Annotated in this window: 15 protein-coding genes; 8 read left to right on the forward strand and 7 right to left on the reverse strand. The window is 66.6% G+C overall.

Annotation, left to right across the window (positions count from 1 at the left end; translation table 11 throughout):
* Positions 1-23 precede the first annotated feature (23 nt).
* A complete protein-coding gene (locus tag MKAN_RS04700) occupies positions 24-962 on the reverse strand; it encodes a methionyl-tRNA formyltransferase (protein ID WP_023365675.1) in 939 nt (312 codons plus the stop codon).
* 218 nt (positions 963-1,180) lie between these two features.
* Here MKAN_RS04700 and MKAN_RS04705 point away from each other — a divergent pair, with 218 nt between their 5' ends.
* The 3 genes from MKAN_RS04705 to nbtC all read left to right on the forward strand — a co-directional run bounded on the left by MKAN_RS04705 (position 1,181) and on the right by nbtC (position 6,319).
* A complete protein-coding gene (locus MKAN_RS04705; RefSeq protein ID WP_023365677.1) occupies positions 1,181-1,939 on the forward strand; it encodes a thioesterase II family protein in 759 nt (252 codons plus the stop codon).
* Positions 1,936-3,240 carry a beta-ketoacyl [acyl carrier protein] synthase domain-containing protein gene (locus MKAN_RS04710; RefSeq protein WP_023365679.1) on the forward strand — a complete coding sequence of 435 codons (1,305 nt, stop codon included), beginning with the start codon at positions 1,936-1,938 and terminating at the stop codon, positions 3,238-3,240. The genes MKAN_RS04705 and MKAN_RS04710 overlap by 4 nt, the downstream gene beginning before the upstream one ends.
* A 73-nt stretch (positions 3,241-3,313) precedes the next feature.
* Entirely contained in the window at positions 3,314-6,319 is a 3,006-nt protein-coding gene (gene nbtC, locus MKAN_RS04715) for a nocobactin polyketide synthase NbtC (RefSeq protein ID WP_332909374.1), read from the forward strand.
* A 260-nt stretch (positions 6,320-6,579) separates the two neighbouring features.
* Here the strand turns inward: nbtC and mbtG are convergent, their stop codons facing one another.
* The gene (mbtG, locus tag MKAN_RS04720; protein WP_023365683.1) at positions 6,580-7,938 is read right to left on the reverse strand and encodes an NADPH-dependent L-lysine N(6)-monooxygenase MbtG; all 1,359 of its coding nucleotides are present in this window, start codon (positions 7,936-7,938) and stop codon (positions 6,580-6,582) included.
* Between the two features lie 156 nt (positions 7,939-8,094).
* Between mbtG and MKAN_RS04725 the strand changes: the two genes are divergently transcribed.
* Genes MKAN_RS04725 through MKAN_RS04735 form a run of 3 tightly spaced genes read left to right on the forward strand, consistent with a single transcriptional unit; the run spans position 8,095 to position 11,711 of the window.
* Positions 8,095-9,789: a (2,3-dihydroxybenzoyl)adenylate synthase gene (locus MKAN_RS04725; protein WP_080674198.1), complete on the forward strand. Its 1,695-nt coding sequence runs from the start codon at positions 8,095-8,097 to the stop codon at positions 9,787-9,789.
* A 58-nt stretch (positions 9,790-9,847) separates the two neighbouring features.
* Positions 9,848-10,849: an alpha/beta hydrolase gene (locus tag MKAN_RS04730; RefSeq protein ID WP_023365687.1), complete on the forward strand. Its 1,002-nt coding sequence runs from the start codon at positions 9,848-9,850 to the stop codon at positions 10,847-10,849.
* Positions 10,827-11,711 (forward strand): SDR family NAD(P)-dependent oxidoreductase, encoded by an 885-nt coding sequence (locus tag MKAN_RS04735; protein ID WP_042313331.1) that lies wholly within the window; start codon positions 10,827-10,829, stop codon positions 11,709-11,711. Before MKAN_RS04730 ends, MKAN_RS04735 begins: the two co-directional genes overlap by 23 nt.
* Before the next feature lie 21 nt (positions 11,712-11,732).
* Here MKAN_RS04735 and MKAN_RS04740 read toward each other — a convergent pair whose 3' ends face one another.
* The 3 genes from MKAN_RS04740 to MKAN_RS04750 form a co-directional block, all read right to left on the reverse strand.
* Positions 11,733-12,749: an acyl-ACP desaturase gene (locus MKAN_RS04740; RefSeq protein WP_023365691.1), complete on the reverse strand. Its 1,017-nt coding sequence runs from the start codon at positions 12,747-12,749 to the stop codon at positions 11,733-11,735.
* 70 nt (positions 12,750-12,819) lie between these two features.
* Positions 12,820-13,572 carry a sigma 54 modulation/S30EA ribosomal C-terminal domain-containing protein gene (locus MKAN_RS04745; RefSeq protein WP_178131779.1) on the reverse strand — a complete coding sequence of 251 codons (753 nt, stop codon included), beginning with the start codon at positions 13,570-13,572 and terminating at the stop codon, positions 12,820-12,822.
* 195 nt (positions 13,573-13,767) lie between these two features.
* Entirely contained in the window at positions 13,768-15,063 is a 1,296-nt protein-coding gene (locus tag MKAN_RS04750) for a salicylate synthase (protein ID WP_042311799.1), read from the reverse strand.
* A gap of 439 nt (positions 15,064-15,502) precedes the next feature.
* Between MKAN_RS04750 and MKAN_RS04755 the strand changes: the two genes are divergently transcribed.
* On the forward strand, positions 15,503-15,712 hold the full coding sequence (locus MKAN_RS04755; RefSeq protein ID WP_023365698.1) for a hypothetical protein: 210 nt from the start codon (positions 15,503-15,505) through the stop codon (positions 15,710-15,712).
* Between the two features lie 289 nt (positions 15,713-16,001).
* Positions 16,002-17,237 (forward strand): sodium-dependent bicarbonate transport family permease, encoded by a 1,236-nt coding sequence (locus tag MKAN_RS04760; RefSeq protein ID WP_023365700.1) that lies wholly within the window; start codon positions 16,002-16,004, stop codon positions 17,235-17,237.
* A 7-nt stretch (positions 17,238-17,244) separates the two neighbouring features.
* Here the strand turns inward: MKAN_RS04760 and hemW are convergent, their stop codons facing one another.
* Both hemW and MKAN_RS04770 read right to left on the reverse strand, forming a co-directional pair.
* A complete protein-coding gene (gene hemW / locus MKAN_RS04765; RefSeq protein WP_036392626.1) occupies positions 17,245-18,417 on the reverse strand; it encodes a radical SAM family heme chaperone HemW in 1,173 nt (390 codons plus the stop codon).
* A 35-nt stretch (positions 18,418-18,452) separates the two neighbouring features.
* Complete coding sequence (locus MKAN_RS04770) at positions 18,453-20,294, reverse strand: PE family protein (RefSeq protein WP_036392622.1); 1,842 nt, start codon at positions 20,292-20,294, stop codon at positions 18,453-18,455.
* Between the last annotated feature and the right edge of the window lie 174 nt (positions 20,295-20,468).

Consider the following 20,468-nt stretch of genomic DNA (forward strand, 5'->3'; position numbering starts at 1 on the left):
AATTCGGTTCGCCGGAATCGGTATCAAGCCTGACTGCCCAAATAGCCGCCGCGGGAAAAGAACTGCTCCCCACGGTGCTCGGCCCCGTCGGCACCGCGCACCCGGGTGATGACCAGGCCCCGGTTGGCCCCCCGATAGGCGCTGGGCCCGGACACCACCGCGCCGCCGCCCTCCTGCACGATCACCCGGCCCGGCGTACCACCGTACCGGGCCTGGGAAACCTGAGCCTCGAGCACTTCGATCCGCTCGCCCCGGTAGTAGCTGAACGCGCGCGGATAGGGGTCGGACAACGCGCGTACGAACCGCTCGAGGTCCTCGGCCGGCCAGTTCCAGTCGATCAGGCTGTCGCGCTCGGCGCGCTTGTGGAAATACGTCCGCTCGGCCTTGTTCTGCGGGCGCCAGACGGCGGTGCCCGACTCCAGCGCGTCCAGCGCTTCCCGTAGCGCACCGGGGATCAATCCCATGCCGCGAACGACCAGTTCGGTCGCGGTGTCGGTGGGCCCGATCGGCAACGAATGCTGGATCAGGATGTCGCCGGTGTCGAAGCCGTCGTCCATGCGGTGCACGGTCAACCCGAATTCGGACTCGCCGCTGATCAGCGCCCACAGCACCGGGGAGAACCCGGTGAACTTCGGCAGCAGCGAATCGTGGAGGTTCAGCGTGCCGTGCGGCGGCAGGTTGTAGAGCTCCGGCGGCATCCAGCTGTACCAGCTGTTGACCACGATGACGTCGGGTTCGGCGCGCTTGACGACGTCGATGGTTTCCGGGTCGGCTCGCTCGGTGATGTGCACCGGGATGCCATGGTCACGCGCGAGCTTTTCCACCGAGTCCGACCAGATGGCCTTGTACGACTGGTCGCTGGCCGGATGGGTGACCGCAAGCACCACGTCGTGACCCAGCTCGATCAGCGCCTGCAGCGTCTTGTACCCCCAGGTCTGAAAACCGAACGACACGACGCGCATTGCGGACCAGCCTCCCCTGACTCGTAACCCGGCCGGCCTCGGCGCGGGCCGGACTTGGGGTGGGCCAGCCTTGGCCGGGCACCAACCACAGGTCCGGCGGATTATGTTAGCCTTCGCTAAGTTGCATGGGTATAGCGGCCGTCGAGGCCGGGATTTCTGGCCGGTGAATCGTGCGGGACCACTGCCATGGGGAGCGAAGCGATGGAAGGTACTAGCGCATGCCCCGCAAACTAGGGTGGATCAGGCAGTTTCACCAACCGGGTTCGCCCGCGAGCCCGCCGCTGCTGATTTTTCCGCACGCCGGCGCCGGCGCCTCGGCCTACCGCGCACTCTCGAAAGCGCTGAGCGCGACGTTCGACGTCGTTGTTTTCCAATACCCGGGACGTCAGGACCGGGCAGCCGAACCTCTGTTGGAGTCGATCCCCGACCTCGCGCGCGGAGCGTTCGACGAGTTCTCGGCATCGGCGCACAATGACGGGGTTCCGCTGGTGACCTTCGGTCACAGCCTGGGCGCCATGGTCTCGTTCGAGTTCGCCCGGCTTGCCGAAGCCCAGGGAATCCAGGTCCGGCAGGTTTATGTGTCCGCGGCGGTGGCCCCGTGTCACGCCGCCGCCAAACCACCGCATCCGGCGGATGACGAGGAGATCCTCACCCACATCGCCACACTCGAAGGCACCGACTCCGGCGTCTACGGCAACCGCGACCTGATGAGATTGGCGCTTCCGGTCATCAAAGCCGACTATCGAGCCTTCGACGCGTACTGCTGCGCTGAAACCGTCAGAATCACGGCCCCGATTCATGCGCTGGGGGGTGATCGCGACCCGATTGTCACCTTGGGTGATCTGTACGGGTGGGGCAAGCACACCGACACCATTCAGGTCACCATGTTCGACGGCGGACATTTTTTCCTGGACGATCATCTCGACGCCGTCGCCCGGCTGCTGGCCTCGTGCGCGCAATGCCAGCAGACGTCATGATCGACGCCGCAGGCGATCACGTCGTCATTTCCGGCATGGCCGTGGAGGCACCCGGGGGAATCGACAGCCCCGGCGCCTTGTGGTCGGCGCTGTCCGAGTCGCGCGAGCTGCTCGGCCCGTTTCCCCGCGATCGCGGCTGGCCGATCGACGAGCTGCTATCCCTGTCCCGGCGCGACAGCTGGGGCCGGGTGTGCGACGCCGGCGGATTCCTCGATGGCGCAACGACATTCGACCCGCCCTTCTTCGGCATCACCCATCGCGAGGCCCTGGTGATGCATCCCCAGCAACGGGTGGCCATGCGGGTGGCGTGGCAGGCGCTGGAAAACGCCGGGGTCAATCCGGGCGCGCTCGAAGGCGAATTCGGCGGCTGTTATGTCGGCATGTCGATGACCGAGTACGGCCCCCGCACCGCGCAGGCCGATGCCTACACCGGCCACCGCACCGTCGGGATGGGACAGCTCGGCGGGGCGGGCCGCATCTCACACTGTCTTGGACTGACCGGCCCCTCCATGTGCATCGACTCGGCGTGCGGATCGTCGTTGACGGCACTTCAGTTGGCCGCCAACGCGGTTGCCATGGACGAGTGCGAATGGGCGCTGGCCGGTGCCGTATGTGTTCTGGGAGCACCGGCCGCGTTTTTCGAGTTCGCAAAGCTCAACGCCCTTGCCGACGACGGGCATTGCCGCGCCTACTCCGACGATGCCAGCGGCACGGTATGGGGTGAGGGCGCCGGAATGGTTCTCGTCGAACGGGAGTCGCGGGCGCGGCAATTGGGTCACCGGATCTACGGACGCATCCTGGCTGTCCGCACCAACCACAACGGTAAAGGCAAGCCGATCCTGGTGCCGCGAGTGCGCGCGCAGGAGCAGGTCATCCGCAAGACGCTTGACGCGGCCGGAATCGACGCCGCCGACGTGGGCATGATCGAAGGGCACGGCACCGCAACGCTGGCGGGCGACCCGGTGGAATTGCTGGCGCTCTTCAAGACTTACGGCGCAGCGGGATCCGAAGCATTGCTGGGCTCGGTAAAGTCCAACGCCGGGCACGCGCAGGCGGCGGCGGGAATCCTCGGACTGATCAAACTGCTGCTCGCGGGCCGGCACGGCCGGATTCCGCCAACCCTGTTCGCGGACAACCCGACCAAAAAGCTCGACTGGGACCTGACCGGCCTGCGTCTGGCCACCACGCTGCACGAGTGGCAGCCGCGAGACGGTGTCCGTTACGGCGCCGTGTCGTCGTTCGGCGCCGGCGGCGCCAATGCGCACGCCATCATCGCCATGCCGGTAACCAACGGGGAGTGAGAAAGTGACGCCTGCCACCTACCTGCTCCCCGATGGCGCCATTCCCGTACTGGTCAGCTCGGACAACCCCGATCTGGTGTCCCGCGAGGCCGCTGCGGTGCTGACGTATGTGGCCGACCATCCCGGCGTGGCCCCGCATCAGATCGCCGACATGCTTTTCCGGACAAGGATTGCCCGCAAGCACCGGGCCCTGGCCATGGTAACCGACCGCGACGGGTTGATCAGCGCCCTGCGGGCCATTATCGCCGGGAGCGAGCACCCGTCGGTGGTGCGCACTCAGTGCGCCGCCGCGCCCCGGCGAGTGGCCTACGTGTTTCCCGGCCAGGGTGGCCAGCGCCCGGGGATGGGGCGACTTTTCTACCAGACGGTCCCGGCATTCCGGGCCGAGGTCAATCGCTGCGCCGAGGCATTTCAGGCACAGCTGGGCACCTCGCCACTGAATTACCTTCTCGACGAAGGCCTTTCGGTTGACGACGCCGCGATCACCCTCCAGCCCGCGTTGTTCACCCAGATGGCCGGCCTGGCCGCGATGTGGCGATCGGTGGGCGTTGCGCCGAACGCCACCATCGGGCACAGCCAGGGAGAGATCGCCGCGGCTTACGTCTCGGGCGCAATCACCTTGGCGGACGCGGTCAGCATCATCGGGATCCGCGCTCGCGCCGCCGACGGGTTCGCCGCCGGTGATTACGCCATGGCAGTCATCGCCGCCGACCGCGACGCCTGCGAGGACGCGCTCGCACGGTGTTCGGGCTGGGCGCAGCTGTCGGTGATCAATTCGCCCAACCTGGCCGGAATCTCGGGCGATCGGGAAACGGTGCAGGCCATCGTCGACACCTTTTCTCGGCGCGACACGTTCGCCCGGGTTATCGAAGTCCGATTCCCCGCACACACCAGCGCGATCAGTGCGCTGGGCGACGACTTCTGCGCTGCCATCCGACGCGAACTGCGGAATCCGAAGTTTCTCGACACCGATATCGACTGCCTCGGCGCCACGCTGGGCGGACCCATCACACAGGATCTGCCGCTGGACCAGTACTGGTTCTGGAACCTGCGCAATACCGTTCGATTCGACAAGGCGATCGCCGCCGCGGTAACACGCGGCATCGACACCTTTGTCGAACTGGCCGTACATCCGTCGCTGCAATTGGCCATCGAAGAAAACCTCGCCGCCGTTTCCGACGACGGCGACGACCGCGATCCCATAGTGGTGGGCACCTGCAATCGGACGGCGACCGATCTCGGCGACTTCACCCGAAACCTCGCGCACGCTGCCGTACACGACCTGACCTATCCCTGGGACCGCCTGTGCGTCGAGCGCGACGGCCCGGTCGCGCTGCCGCTGCCCGACTTCCCCAACACCGTGATGAACGAGACGAAACTGTGGCTGCCCTACGACGAGGCGTCATCCCGGCGCGCTGCTCAAACATCCACCGCGGCAACCACACCCGGCCCCGCCCGCAACTTGACCGCACCGACCGCCACGCCGCGACTTCTCGTCGAGAATTGGGTCCGGCTGTCCCAGCGCTCGCTGGTACCGCCGCGCTCGATCGGACTGGTGGATCACACCGGCGCCTGCGCCGCCCTGGCCGCCGGCCTGTGCGCCGCGGCCGCAGATCTGGGCGCAACCGCCCGCGTCATCGATGACCGAAACAGCTCTGCGACAACCGGTCTGGATACGCTCGTGGTACTTCTCCCACGGTCGGCGAAACTCGACGACGGCGCGGCCGCAGCCGCGGTTGCGGCATTTTTTTCCGACCGCACGTGGTGGCCGGGTATCAGTGAGGCAATCACCGATTGTTGGCTGGTGACCGTGGGCGGCGAGGCGGTGGTTGCCGACGATCCGTCACCGGATCCCGTGCATGCGGCCGCAATTTCGGGTTTCCGCAGTATCGGCTGCGAACATCCGGGCGTCTGTTTCCGGTATCTCGATCTGCCTGCCGAGTCGCCGTTCCCGGACGCGCCGTCCACCGTACTCTCGGCGCTGCACACCGGGCAGGAATCGGCGGTTGCCCTGCGCGACGGTGTTCTGTACGCCAAGCGGATCGTCGAAAGCGACGCTTCGGTAGCCGATTCGAGTCTCACCGCACCACAGCATGTCCTCATCATCGGCGGGACCGGAAACCTCGGACTCGATTTCTGTGAGTACCTTGCGCACCGCGGGGCGCGGCGAATCACGCTGGTCAGCAGATCCGGTGAGACCGCGGCAGTGGCAAACCGGTTACAGCAGATCCGGTCTGCCACCTCGGCGCGCATCGAGGTCGCCGCGTGCGACGTCGGTGACCCCGCAGCAGTGGTCCGGCTGGCCAAAGCCGCTCACGACGCACCCGCGGATCTCATCGTCCACGCCGCCGTCCAGTATTCGGGAATGGAACTGGCCGACATCACCACGGAGAAGGCGCAACAAGCGTTGTGCGCCAAGGTGGTTGGCATCTCGACGATACTGGAAACGTTTCCGCGGACCGCCGACTGCCGCATCCTGCTCTGTTCGTCGGTAGCGGCGACCGTCGGGGGTCGAGGCCTGATCGTTTATGCCGCATCCAACCGAATGCTCGACGCCATGGCGCACCGGCTCCGATCCAAGGGCCTGGATTGCGTGTCGGTGCAGTGGGGCCAGTGGCACCTCGCTTCCGCTGCCGCCGACACCGGGATGGCGAAGCTGGCTTTCACCGGTCTGCTGCCGATGTCCGCCTCCGAAGCGCTGGCCCTGGGGATGGGTCGGCTTCGCGGGAATGCGATCGTTGCCGCGTTCGATGCGGAGCGTGCGACTTCGGTATTGCAGGCCTGCGGCCACGGCACGCTGTTGTCACAGCTGACTTCGCCGGTGACGGTAGGCAACTCGGCTCAGGATGCGACTGCGACGGGTGCTATCCGCCGCTTGCTAAGCCTGCTGGCAGGCGCGATCGGCGTCGACGACGTCGAAGAGATCGACACCGCGGTTCCGATGGTCGCGCTCGGCTTGGATTCGTTGCAAGCGCTGGAATTGCGTCGCCGCGTCAGGGCGGAGTTCGATCACGAACTCGAGGTCTCCGATCTGCTGGGCGGAGCGTCGATCGACGACGTTCTGGCCATGTTGCGCTAGTTCCGCCGAGCACCCGGGCCCCGGCCCAACCCGGCCACGCAACGGATCTGTCGCTCTAGGCCGGCGCCGAGTGGCGCCATTGGGGCCGGGACCGCGACATGCCCGGTCGTCAGCGACAAATTCGTTGCGCGCCTTGGCGTGTCGCTGAAAGACGGCAAATCGCGTGCCGGCTTCCCAGCGACGACTGTGAAAGGCGTGACTGCCGCAGTTAGCCGTCCACAGAGCCCGGCAACCAGATCGGCACCGTTCTAAAACCTGCGTCACACGGATTGATACTCACCGCTTCGTCCCCGTGACGCATCGCTGACACCGATTTCGGCACCCAGCACCCGGTCGGCGAGCAGTCCCAGGCAGCTCAGGTTAGGAAATCCCGGCCCCGCGTTGAAGCCGGATAGGTTGGGCAGGAAAAGTTTCGGATGCAGCCCCTGCACAGCAAGGTCGTGCCCGATAGACTCCTCGAGACGGTCACTCGTCAGCGGACCGCCCAGTTCCAACTCGAGCATGTCCACGGCATCCTGATCCAGCAGCGGCAGGAACCACAGCGGGTCGGCACCGGAGCCATCCACGACCAGATCGAAATCGTGTACAGTCGTGGACAATTCATTGCCAGGAGCGCTGTGGCACAACCCGGCGGTGGTCACTCCCGCCGGGGCAAGACCACCCCGGTCCGCCGGCTGGGGCCGGTCGGTGTGCACCGTGATCCGGATACGCCCGGCACGATTTTGCGCATCGGCCACCCGCCCCCGCAAATGCCTGATTCTCTCGTCGGCAAGCAGTAGCTCCTGTGCCCGCGCGGAGAACACCCCTCGGTCGGTGCGGGCAATGTAGTCGCGCCGTTCGGCGCGGGTCAGGCTGCACCACTGCGCGGGATCGGAAAACAGCGAATTCTCGAAGAACCCCTCGCCACGGGTAAACAACGTCGCTTGCGGCGAGATCGCGGTAATCGTTGAAACCCGATGGTGGAAAAGCTCGTTTAGTATCGAGGCGGCAGTCTCGCCGCCCCCGATGACCGCGACTTCGTCGGCAACGATCCGGTTGTCACCTGCGGTGCGCTGCCAGAACTGTGCGATCGACAACATCCGCGGGTCCTCGGGGAGCATCGACCGCTGCGGCTGACCCGGACCGGTGATCATGACCGAATCAGCCGTCACGGTTGTGTCGGGTGTGTGCACGATCCAGCGCAATCCGGCTACCGACAAGTGAACCATCTCCCCGCGAACGACTTTCAGCCCCACCGCGTTGGCAACCCAGCGCAAATATCGAGCCCAGCTGTCGTGGGTGGGCGCCGGCCTACCCCGGTCGATCCAGCCCACGAATTGGTCCGTCGCAACCAGATACGATTGCCAACTCCACCGCATCATCCGCTCGTCGAGTTCGGCGTTGCGACCAGGAACCAGAGCAGACCGATACGGAAAGCCGACGTCCTTTTCCGGGCTGGTGCCCAGCCGCTGCCGGCCGTCCGTCCAGCCGCCGCGGGCCCGCCAGTTGGCCGCCACGCCGGCGCGTTCGATGGCGACTACGTCAACCGCGTCGAGACCCATTTCCCGCAGCGCAGCCGCCTTCGCGGCCACCGCCACCGCCTTGGCGCCGGCACCGACGATCGCGAGCGTCCCGCTCATCGGGTACCGGGCACCGGCGCCGAATCATGAGGACAGCGGTGGCAACCCCGGTTCGCCAGCCCTCCGGCGAATGCTGCACCGCCCACCACCCCACCTCCTGATTAGCCCAGGCTGCCCTAACTTTGTGTACGCTACCCTATGTCCGTGGCATTGGACATGCCGGACCCGAGGAACTCGCCCTCAGGGAGTTGTCTGGTGTCGCTCACCCCCGACCAGCAGCGTCGACCCGCGTCGCTGCATGGTTTTGTCCCGTTTCCGCCGGACCGTGAAACCGCCTACCGTACTGCCGGCTACTGGACCGGGCGCACCGTGGATTCGCTGTTACGACGGGCCGCCACGGCGTGGCCCGGCCGCGTTGCGGTGGCGGATGCCGTTGGCCGCCACACTTACTCCGAACTCGACGAACTCGCCGACCGAGCCGCCGCCGGGTTCGCCGCACTCGGGGTCGCGCCGCGGGACCGGGTGGTGCTGCAGTTGCCCAATTCGGCGCGGTTCTGTGTCGCGTTGTTCGGCCTGCTGCGCGCCGGGGCCATTCCGGTGATGTGCCTGCCCGGGCATCGATTCGCCGAACTCGACCACTTCGTCGGCGTCAGCGGCGCGATCGGGCTCGTCGTCGCCGAGACCGCGGGCGGCTTCCACTATCGGCCGATGGCCGAGCAGCTGGCGGCCGCGCACCCGCAGCTGCGCCACGTCATCATCGACGGGAATGCCGGCCCCTTCCTGTCGTGGTCGGCATTGCCCGGCGGCCGGCCACCCGACATCGCGGCCGACACCGCCGCACCGGCCTTGCTGCTGGTGTCGGGTGGCACCACGGGCACCCCGAAGCTCATCCCGCGCACGCATGACGATTACGTCTACAACGCCACCGCCAGTGCCGAGCTGTGCGGCCTGACCTGCGATGACGTCTATCTGGTGGCGCTGCCGGCCGCCCACAATTTCGCGCTGGCATGCCCCGGCATTCTCGGGACACTGAGCGCGGGCGGCACCGTCGTGTTCGGCACCGACCCCAGCCCGGAAGCCGCGTTCGCCACGATCGAGCGTCACGGCGTTACCGTGACAGCCTTGGTGCCGGCCCTGGCCAAATTGTGGGCCCAAGCCTGCCATTGGGAGCCGGTGACTCCAAAGACGCTGCGGCTCCTGCAAGTTGGCGGGTCCAAGCTGGAGCCTGAGGATGCCCGCGCGGTTCGGGCGGCGTTGACCCCGGGCCTGCAGCAGGTGTTCGGGATGGCGGAGGGGTTGTTGAACTTCACCCGGCTCGAGGACCCCCCCGAAGTGGTGGAACACACACAGGGACGACCACTGTGCGCCGCCGACGAACTGCGCGTCGTCGACGCCGACGGCCATCCGGTGGCACCCGGTGCTGAAGGCGAACTACTGACCCGCGGGCCGTACACGATCAACGGCTACTTTCGCGCCGAACATGACAACCAGCTCTGCTTTGATCCAGACGGCTTCTATCGCAGCGGGGACCTGGTCCGCCTTCGCGAGGACGGCTACCTGGTGGTCACCGGCCGGGTCAAGGACGTCATCTGTCGTGCCGGCGAAACCGTGTCCGCCCAAGAGCTCGAAGAGCAGCTGCTGCGCCATCCGGGCATCGGGTCGGCCGCGGCGGTTCCGCTTCCTGATCCGGCCCTGGGTGAAATAGCTTGTGCTGCTGTTGTTTTCGTCGGAGCTCCGATCACACTTGCGGAATTGAACGGCTACCTCGACGAGCGCGGAGTGGCGGTACATGCACGCCTGGACATGCTCTTGCCGCTGGCATCGCTGCCCACCACGGCGGTCGGCAAGATCGACAAGAAGGCGATCGCGCGTCAGGCCCGCACGCGGCGCCACTCCCCCGGCGAACCATGAATCCTGCCTCGAAACTTACCATTGACTAATGTCGCCGTTTGATATTGACTCCCGTGCCATGACGGACGTCGTTCCGGCGCGCGGGTCGTTACGCTCCCGCACTGCCGTAGCGGTGAGCACGGCGATCATGCCGACGATCACCGGCGCGATACCGCCGGAGCGAGCATGGGGAATGTGGCTGACGCGGCAGCTCATCGCCAGACTCCTGGGCACATTCGGGCCCTCTCTGGCGGGTACCCGGGTCGAATACGTGAATTCCGTTCTGGCGGACGGCCGTCGGGTCCGTGGTGAATGGGTGTTCGGACCGCACATGGAGGCGACGCACCGCTCGTCGGCCGGCACCGCCGGGGTGATCTACTACGTGCACGGCAGCGGCTACACCATGTGTTCACCCCGGACACACCGGCGGCTGACGTCATGGCTGTCGTCACTGACCGGCTTGCCGGTGTTCTGTGTCAACTACCGATTGGCGCCGCGCTACCGCTTCCCCACCGCCGCCGACGACGTTCGTGCCGGCTGGGACTGGCTACCGGAGGCGTCCGGCCTGCCGCCGGAACGCATTGTGGTGGTTGCCGATTCGGCCGGTGGCCACCTATCGGTGGATATGTTGCTGCAACGGGATGTGGCCGCGAATCCACCGGCGTCACTGGTGTTGTTTTCGCCGCTGATCGACCTTACGTTCACGCTCTCGGCCGCTCGCGAACGGCTACGCCCAGATCCAGCTGTCCGGGCGGCCGCGGCGGCCCGGGTGGTCGGCCTGTATTACGACGGCATCGACCCCACCCATCACCGCCTGACCCTCGACGTCGCCGGCGGACCGGTGCTGCCGAACACCCTGATCCAGGCCGGCGCGGCGGAAATCCTGGAGGCCGACGCGCGTCAACTCGCCGCTGACATCCGCGCCGCCGGCGGCAGTTGCGACCTACAGGTGTGGCCCGACCAGATGCACGTATTCCAGGCGCTTCCGCGAATGGCGCCGGAAGCAGCCAAGGCCATGGCATACGCCTGCGAATTCATCGCAAATTCGTTGCAGGACAATGCCGCTGCTGAGGCCGGCTGAAGTGTTGGGGCCTGTGGGCAGGCTGCTGAGCAAATCGAAGGCCACCACACACGGGGCCTTGGCCGTGGTTACCGGCGCCGGCAGTGGGATCGGGGCCGCGTTCGCGGTCGAACTCGGCCGCCGCGGCGGTGCGGTGGTCTGCAGTGACGTCGACGAAATAGCCGCTCACAAGACGGCCGCGATGCTCACCGAACGTGGTGCGAAAGCCATTGCGATTCGCTGCGACGTCTCCCGCGTGGACGACGTGTGTTCGTTGGCCGAACAGTCGCAATCCTGGTTCGATGCGGCACCCACGCTGGTGATCAACAACGCCGGCGTCGGGGCCGGCGGCGCGCCCATCGGTGAAGTACCCCTGGATGATTGGCAGTGGGTACTGGGCATCAATCTCTGGGGGCCCATCCACGGCTGCCACGTATTCACTCCGATCCTGCGCACGGCCGAGCCGTCACGAACGCCGCGGGGCATCATCAATGTCGCCTCGGCAGCAGCGTTCGCCGCAGCCCCGGGCATGGCTGCATATAACGTCAGCAAGGCCGGCGTGCTCTCCCTATCGGAGACCCTGGCGGCCGAGCTATCCGGTACCGCCATCAAGGTCACGGTGTTGTGCCCGACCTTCGTCAAGACCAATATCATCGAATCCGGGCGCATCAGCGAACAATCCAGTGAACTGGCCTCCAAACTTATCCGCTGGACCGGCTTTTCGGCCGCAAAGGTCGCCCGCGTGTGTCTGGACGCGCACGACCGGGGCGACCTCTACTGCCTGCCCCAGCTGGATGCCAAGATCGGCTGGAACGTCAAACGCCTGGCTCCCGGGATATACACGCGGGCCGTCGGCCGGATCTCGCGGACGACCATCCCCTGACCGTCCACAGTCAGGGCACGCTCAGCGTCGGCTGAGCGTCAACGTCCCCGCGGTCTTGAGCACGCGGTCAGCGGTGATCTTCTCGGCCCTGCGAGCCTCGCGCTCAAGGTAGCGCTGTTTGGAATCCTCGAACTTCTCGCTGGCTTCCTCGAGCTCCTTGATCAGCACGGCAAGGTCGTCGCGCATCCACGCGCCCTCGCCGGTGAAGTCCTCGCGTTCGAAAATCCGCCACTTCCGTAACACCGGCATGACCACCTCGTCGAGGTGGATGCGCGGGTCATAGACGCCGCCGACGGCGATGATCACCGCCTTGCGGCGGAACTCCGGCACCGTGAAGCCGGGCATCTTGAAGTTCCGCAGAATCCGGTGGACCGACTTGATCGCCTGGTTGGGCGCAATGTCGAGTCCGGCCGCGCTGACGTCCCGGTAGAAGATCATGTGCAGGTTCTCGTCGTGCGACACCCTGGCCATCAGCTGCTCCGCGATGGTGTCGTTGCTGGCCCTACCGGTGTTGCGATGCGACACGCGGGTCGCCAACTCCTGGAACGAGACATACATCACCGAGTCAAATACACTCTCAGCAAACATATCGCCCTGGTGGTTCTGGCCCGGGCTGAAGCCCCGTGTCATTTGCTCCATGCGAAGCTTCTCCAGCTCGACCGGATCCACCGCGCGGGTCACCACCAAGTAGTCACGCAACGCGGTGCTGTGCCGGTTCTCCTCGGCGGTCCACCGGTTGACCCACTGCCCCCAGGGGCCGTCCATGCTGAAGTTCATCGCGATCTCGCGGTGGTACGACGGTAAGTTGTCCTCCGTCAACAGGTTCTGGACCATCGCCACCTGGGCCACATCGGAGAGCTGGCTCTGTCCGGGCTCCCAGTCCTGGCCGTCGAGGGCATAGAAATTCTTGCCGTCCGACCAAGGAACGTAGTCGTGCGGGTTCCACTCCTTGAACATCGAGAGGTGGCGGTTGAGCAGCTGCTCCACCACGGGCTCAAGTTCATGGAGTAGCTGCAGGTTGGTCATTTCCTTCGGCATGAGGGGTCTCCCAGCTATGTGTGCCGTTCAGTAACAGTGAATATATCTGTGAACCCCGGTTACATGCAAGTCAGACACGCTGGAACGGAGCGATCAATCCGAGGTTGCCGTCGTAGCGCGGGTAGAGCAGGTTGCCGCGACCGGTGGCCGGGTCGGTGAAAAACAGCAGCTGAAGCCGGTGTTCACCGGCGCGGTGCACTGCTGCGTCCTCGGTGAGACACGGCGTCTGGCGGGAGTTCACGATCAGCGGCACCGCAGGCTCGCCGGTGCTCGACGACCACGCCCATCCCGGCAGATACACATGTCGTTGGCGAGCCAGTCGCAGCCCCGAGGGGCCGGCCCGGTACACCACCGCGTCCTCGCCCGTCTCCACGTCGGTGAACAGGTGGGCGTCGTAGTCCATGGCATCCATCACCGCCACCGCCTCCAACGGCGTAGTGCGCTGCAGCACCACCGATTTGCGGCGTAGCACGACGGCCCCGGTGGTGATGGTCAAGAGCCTGCGGGTCGGATCGGGCCAGGGACGAGGGCACCACTGCCCGTACATGCGCGCGATATGACGATCCAGCCGCAGCAATGCCGGTGTCAGGTCGTCGATACCCGTCGTGACGGCGAGCACCCGTGCCGGTAGCTCGCCGACGCGCAGGTTCACCTGCATGATCAACGGCCCGCGGCCACAGGCTCCGGTTTTCAGCCGAACCCGAGCGCCTCCGGAGATCTCGTGATGGGCCAGCACCCGCCCCACCGCACGCGCCACGTACTCACCCTGCGAAGCCGACACCCGTGGGCCGGAAAGCACTGTCAGATCGGGGAATTCTCGCACCGACCACGGTTTGAGCGCGTACACCCCGCAGCGACCCCGCTTTCTTCATCGGCCCGAACAGCAGTCGAACTGATCGCTTCAGTCGAAGCGTCCCCGGCTGCCTTTCGGTCCGCTAGGGCCGAAAGTCCCTGTGACGATGTGCTGCCGATCACCGCGCGGGCGGATTCGTCCGGTCGAACCGGACTCCGGCGCCAGCTACCGACGTTCAACCAGGTAGGGCGCCAACACAGAAAGCTTCTCGCAGGTCTCTTCGAATTCCCGCTCGGGTTGCGAGGCCTCGATGATCCCGGCGCCGGCCTGCAGCCACGTACGCCCGTCCCGTTCATAGGCCGCCCGCAACGTCAGCGCGGCATCGAGACCGCCGTCTGCGGAGAACATCACGACCGAACCCGAATACAATCCCCGCGGACCTTCGTCGAGACGCAAGATGGCTTCGACCCCGTCCGCTTTGGGAATTCCCGACGCCGTTACGGCAGGAAAAAGTGCTTCCAGAGCATCCATCCGATCACTCGCGGGGTCTAGGCGCGCACTGATCGTCGAGCCGAGGTGTTGCACACTCCCGCGCTCCCGCACCGTCATGAAATCGGTGACGGCCGCAGTTCCCGGTTTCGCGATCTGAGCAATCTCCCGAAATGACGTCTGCACCGAAATAGCATGCTCGACAATCTCTTTGGCGTTGGACTCCAGATCGCGGCGGGCTGCCAGGTCGTCTGCGACGCCCCGGCCCAGCGCACGTGTGCCGGCCAGTGGCTCGGTGACCACGGCGCCGTCGGGCTGAACGGACATGACAAGTTCCGGGCTGAAGCCAAGCGCCCGAATTCCGCCAAGCTGCAACATGAACGATCGCACCGGAGTGTTGTGCCGACGCGCCACGCGATAGGTCGACGGGAAGTCGAGCTCGAAAGGCACGTCCACACAACGGGATAGGATCACCTTGCGGTACCGGCCGGCCAAGATCTCGCGGCGGGCCGTGGCCACCCGGTCGCGATATCCGGACGGGTCGGCGGACAATTCGACTGCGCGGGACTGCGGCACGCCGGCTATCCCGTCGCGCAATAACCGGTGCACCGCCTGGCGGTGGTGCGCCCCGGCCCCGATGAAGCAAATCTCGGTCCTGGTCATCACGATGCGGCTGCCGGGCCAAAATACCCGGGCCAACGGAGTGCGGGGCGCCAGCCGCTGCTGCAGCCCGTATCGGTAGACACCGAATTCGAAGGCGATCCAGCCGAAGACTTGGTCGGTCTCCAACAGCAACCGGTCGATGGCTTCGCCCAGGACCGATGCCGGCCGCCCGCACCAGGCTTGCCGGCGAGTGGTGCCGTTGCGGACCACGCGCAGCTCGTCGCTGTCCAGCTCCACCATCGTCTGCACGCCCAAGGCCAGGACCCATTGCCCGTCGTATTCGTACAGCAGGTACTGCTCCCCGGGGGTCTCGCAGAGGGCGGCGGCCAACTCAGCCGCAAGATCAGCCGGCTCTAGGTCGGCCGGCATCGGAATCGACACTTCAGCGGTACTGGCAGTACTGATCGCGATGCTCCCCTCCACAGCATTAGTAAACGTAGCCTAACCTACTAAATACATCCCGCGGCCTTGTCGCGCGGATGCCGTCCGCACCAGGGCTCACGGTGAGTCGATCGTTGTCGGGGCGCCTGCGTCATGGCATCATCGGGCCGAAGTGCGCCACCTGGCCGGGCCGAGTTTCCGTCCTCTTCGGCAGGCTGCCAGCAGGTGGCCGGTCGTTCCCGGCTGCTCGCCGGCGCTCACGCCAGACACAGGAAACGCCAAACGTTTACCAATCGTTTACTTGCGGGCCACATAACGACGGATTGCTGTGCGCGCGACTCTCCTAGCATCACTGCCTAACCGGCTGTGTGTCCGCCGGCGGCAGTCGTATGCCCACCCGCAGGCAAGCACGAGGAGGGACCAGCACATGTTCGTGATCCATCTCGCGGACGGCGAAGAAGTCCATGGTGAAAGCGAGGAGCTCTCGATCAACCAGGACACCGGCGTGCTTACGGTATGCAAGGTCGACGGCTTCGAGGAGACCACGACGCACTACTCGCCCATTGCGTGGCGGACGGTGACCCACCGCAAGCGGGACATCGGTGTCCGGCCGTCGCTGATTTCTTCCGCGCGCTGATGGCCCGAACAGGATTTCACAGCATATTGGCAGCTGATTCACATTGAACTCACGCCATTAGGGCGCTGACAGCGCACTGCCAGCACAATTGGCACCGCGGACTGCCACACGGCAGTACCGGGGGTCGCCGAGTGCCCGAAAATACCGCGAATCCAGGGATTTTGCGCGCGTCAAGAGTAGCGGTCCGGCCGCAGCCTCGCTAAATTCTCAGCGTTGTCTGGGGTGTTCCCGGTCGCTCCGCTGAAGGTGGTTGCTTCCTGGATCGCGGCACGAAGCATGGGAGGCGCCAATGCTGCATGAGTTCTGGGAGAATTTCACCCACAACCTTTTCAAACCGCTGCTGCTGTTCTTTTACTTCGGGTTCTTGATCCCGATCCTCAAGGTGCGGTTCGAGTTCCCCTACGTGATCTACCAGGGCCTCACCATGTACCTGCTGCTGGCCATCGGCTGGCATGGCGGTGAAGAGCTCGCCAAGATCAAGGCGTCCAGCATCGGAACGATCGTCGGATTCATGGTTTTGGGCTTTCTCCTGAACTTCGCGATCGGCGGACTGGCTTACCTACTGCTGAGCCGCATGAGTTCGATGCGGCGAGTCGATCGAGCGACCGTCGCCGGCTACTACGGGTCGGATTCCGCCGGGACCTTCGCCACCTGCGTCGCGGTGCTTACCAGCGTCGGCATCGCCTTCAACGCCTACATGCCGGTCATGTTGGCTGTCATGGAGATTCCCGGCTGCCTGGTGGCGCTCTACCTGGTGGCACGCCTGCGGCACCGGGGAATGGACGAGGCCGGGTATATGCCCGACGAGCCGGGCTACACCCCCCCGGCCAAGGTCTCACTCGGGCCGGGAACCGCGGCGCGGCCGGCCCGCGGGGAAACTCTCGAAGCCACCAACGACCGCGGAATCGAGCAGGAGTTGGAGCTCTCGCTGGAAAAGCAGGAGCATCCGGACTGGGAGGAAGCCGGGGAAGGCAGCCGCAAGGCATCCCTGTTCTCGCGTGAGCTGCTGCAGGAAGTCTTCCTCAACCCTGGGCTGTGTCTGCTGCTCGGCGGCATCATCATCGGACTCATCAGCGGACTACAAGGAGAGAAAGTCGTCCACGACGATGACACCTTCTTCGTCACGGCCTTCCAGGGCGTACTGGCGCTGTTCCTGCTCGAGATGGGCATGACGGCATCCCGCAAGCTCAAGGACCTGAGGACCGCGGGTCGGGGGTTCATCTTGTTCGGCCTGTTGGCGCCGAACCTCTTTGCGACGCTGGGAATCGTGGTCGCCCACAGCTACGCCTACCTGACCAATAGCGACTTCAAGCCGGGCACCTACGTGTTATTCGCGGTACTGTGCGGCGCGGCGTCCTACATCGCCGTTCCGGCGGTGCAGCGACTGGCGATCCCCGAGGCAAGTCCGACGCTGCCGCTCGCCGCATCGCTGGGTTTGACGTTCTCCTACAACGTCACGATCGGGATCCCGCTGTATATCGAGGTCGCCCGCATGGTCGGGCAGTGGTTCCATACCACCGCGTGAGCGCGGATCATCCCAGCAGCGTGCGCACCACGGCGTCGGCCAGCAATCGCCCCCGGTCCGTGAGGACCAGCCGGTCACCCTCGGTTGCCAGCAACCCGTCGGCCAGCACCACTTTGGCACGCTCTCGTTCGGCGGAATCGAGCCGACTCATCGGCAATCCCTGACGCAACCGGATTTTCAGCAGCACGTCTTCGGTGTGCAACGCGTCGGCTCCGAGCTGCTCGAAGCCCGCCACCGGCAGCGTCGCACCCGCAACCAGCTCCGCGTAGGCGTTCGGATGTTTGACGTTCCACCATCGCGTCGCGCCGACGTAACCGTGTGCACCGGGACCGGCGCCCCACCACTGGCCACCGTCCCAATACCCGAGGTTGTGTCGGCACTCGCCTCCCGGCCGGGCCCAGTTGGACACCTCGTACCACCTCAACCCGGCCGCGGTCAGCCGCGCGTCGGCCAACTCGTAACGATGGGCGAGCACGTCGCCGTCCGGGGCGCTCAGCTCGCCGCGCCGCACACGCCGGGCCAGCGCCGTTCCGTCCTCGACGACCAGGGCGTAGGCCGAAACGTGGTCGACGCCGGCGTCGATCGCCGCCGCTACCGAACGCAGCAGATCATCGTCGGACTCCCCCGGGGTGCCGTAGATCAGGTCGAGGTTGACGTGTTCGAAGCCTGCGTCCATTGCCTCGCGCGCGGCGGCGCTGGCCCGGCCCGGCGAGTGCACCCGGTCCAGGGTGGCCAGCACCCGCGGCGCCACCGATTGCATGCCGAGCGATACCCGCGTGTACCCGGCTGCCCTGATCGCGTCGAAGAACTCCGGCCAGGTTGACTCGGGATTCGCCTCGGTGGTGATCTCAGCATCCGGCGCCAGCGCAAAACAGTCGCGAACCATGCCGAGCAACCTCGTCAGGCGCTCACCACCGAGCAGCGACGGTGTCCCGCCGCCGACGAATACCGTGTTCAGCGTGGGTGCGTCGAGCCGTGCGGCGGCCAGCTCCAGCTCAGTACCCAGAGCCAGCAACCAGGCGTCCGGGTTGACGCCGCCCAGCTCGGCAGGGGTGTAGGTATTGAAGTCGCAATACCCGCATCGGGTGACGCAGAACGGGACATGCACATACAGCCCGAACGGCTGCCCGGGACTGCGCAGCATCCCAGGTAGCTCGACTGGTCGCTCGCGAAGAGTCATGCCAAATCTTCGCACGTGCCGGTGCGCCGCACCGCCTACCCGGTGCCCGTCAGACCCGGCTGGCCCAGCAACGACCCGCCGGCGCCGCCCAGGCCACCGTTACCGTTGGGTGGGCCCAGGCCGCCGTTACCGCCGTTGCCGCCGTTGCCGATGACGACGGCGTCGCCACCGCGGCCGCCGTCACCCCCAGTCGCGCCGGGTGCGCCCTGGCCACCGGCGCCACCGGCGCCGCCGTTGCCGATCAGCCCGGCCTTACCGCCGGCCCCGCCGATTCCGCCGGTGCCGACCGAGGTGAAGCCACCCTGCCCGCCCGCTCCGCCGGAGCCGACGATCATGCCGCCACTGCCGCCGGCCCCGCCCGCCGCGCCGGTGGTGGGCGCGCTGGACAACGAAATCCCGCCGGCTCCACCTGCTCCGCCGTTACCGATTAGCCCACCGGCTCCACCTGCCCCGCCGGCGCCGCCAACGTTGCCGAATCCGCCGGCGCCGCCAGCGCCGCCAAAGCCGCCTACTGCGCCACCGTTTCCGCCCGACCCGCCGGCGCCGCCGTCAAGTGAGCCCTGACCGCCGATTCCGCCGACCCCACCGATGCCGAAAAGTCCAGCGTTGCCGCCGGCTCCGCCACCGCCGCCGGAGCCGAGGGGGTTGTTGACTCCGCCACCTCCCCCCGCGCCACCTGCGCCCCCGGCACCGACCAGGATGCCACCGGCTCCGCCAGCTCCACCCGCGCCGGCGGCTGAGCCGCTCGCTAATCCGCCGACTCCGCCGTGGCCGCCGACGCCGACCAGGCCCCCGGCCCCACCCATCCCGCCGGCACCACCGTTGCCGCCAACATCTCCAAATCCGCCAGCTCCGCCGGCGCCACCAACCCCGCCCAGGACGCCGGCACTGCCGCCCGTTCCGCCGACCCCGGCTTTGCCCACGCCGGCTCCGCCCACACCGCCGTCGCCACCGATGCCGACCAGCCCGCCGGACCCGCCGGCTCCACCATCACCACCGTTGACGGTTTGACCTGTGCCACCACCGCCGCCGAACCCGCCGAGGCCGCCGAGCAACCCGGCGCTACCGCCGCCCCCGCCCTGCCCACCACTGAGTCCTCCGAAACCACCTGCCCCGCCGACACCTCCGGCACCCAGAAATCCTCCGGATCCACCAGCACCGCCGCCGCCGCCGTTAGCCTGTCCGGAGAACCCGCCGGAGCCGCCGGCACCGCCGCCGCCGAACAGTCCCGCGGCACCGCCCGCGCCGCCCACGCCGCCGTCGAAAATTATTGAGAGCCCGCCGTTACCACCCGCACCCCCGGAGCCAAACAACCCGCCGGCACCGCCGGCCCCGCCCTTGCCACCGTTTGTGGTCACACCCAATCCGCCGTTGCCGCCCGCGCCACCGTTGCCGAATAACCCGGCGGGCCCGCCATTTCCGCCGTTTTGGCCGGTGCCACCAGAACCGCCCGCACCGCCATTGCCGATCAATATCCCGCCGGGCCCGCCATTTGCCCCGGTCCCGGGAGCTCCATCGGCGCCGTTGCCGATCAGGGGACGGCCCAGCAGCGCCAAGCTGGGCGCGTTGATCGCATTCAGCAAGCTCGGTGCGGCATTGGCGGCCTCGGCGCTGGCATAGGAGCCCGCGCTCGCGGCGAGATTCTGGACGAACTGGTCATGAAATGCCGAGACGTGGGCGGCAAGCGCCTGATATGCCCGCCCATGTGCTCCGAACACCGCCGCGATGCCCGCCGACACCTCATCGGAACCGGCGCTCAACACCGACGTGGTGGGGATAGCCGCGGCCTGGGCCGCCGCGTTGATTGCCGAACCGATTCTTGCGAAATCTGTTGCCGCCGCATCCACAAGCTCGGGCACCGTCGTCACAAAAGACACCCATACCTCCCGAGGGCTCGTCACGAGTTAGGCCACCCGACGGCACCATCGCTGTCCACCGCCGAGCGTCCGGTACCGGCGATTATTGACTGCGTGACCAGTCCGACGCGGGAGTTCCGCCAATTTGGGAAGTCGCGCCGAACGACTGGTTATGGCTCGCCGCCGTGCCGGGTC

The sequence above is a fragment of the Mycobacterium kansasii ATCC 12478 genome (genome assembly GCF_000157895.3).
Classification (GTDB): domain Bacteria; phylum Actinomycetota; class Actinomycetes; order Mycobacteriales; family Mycobacteriaceae; genus Mycobacterium; species Mycobacterium kansasii.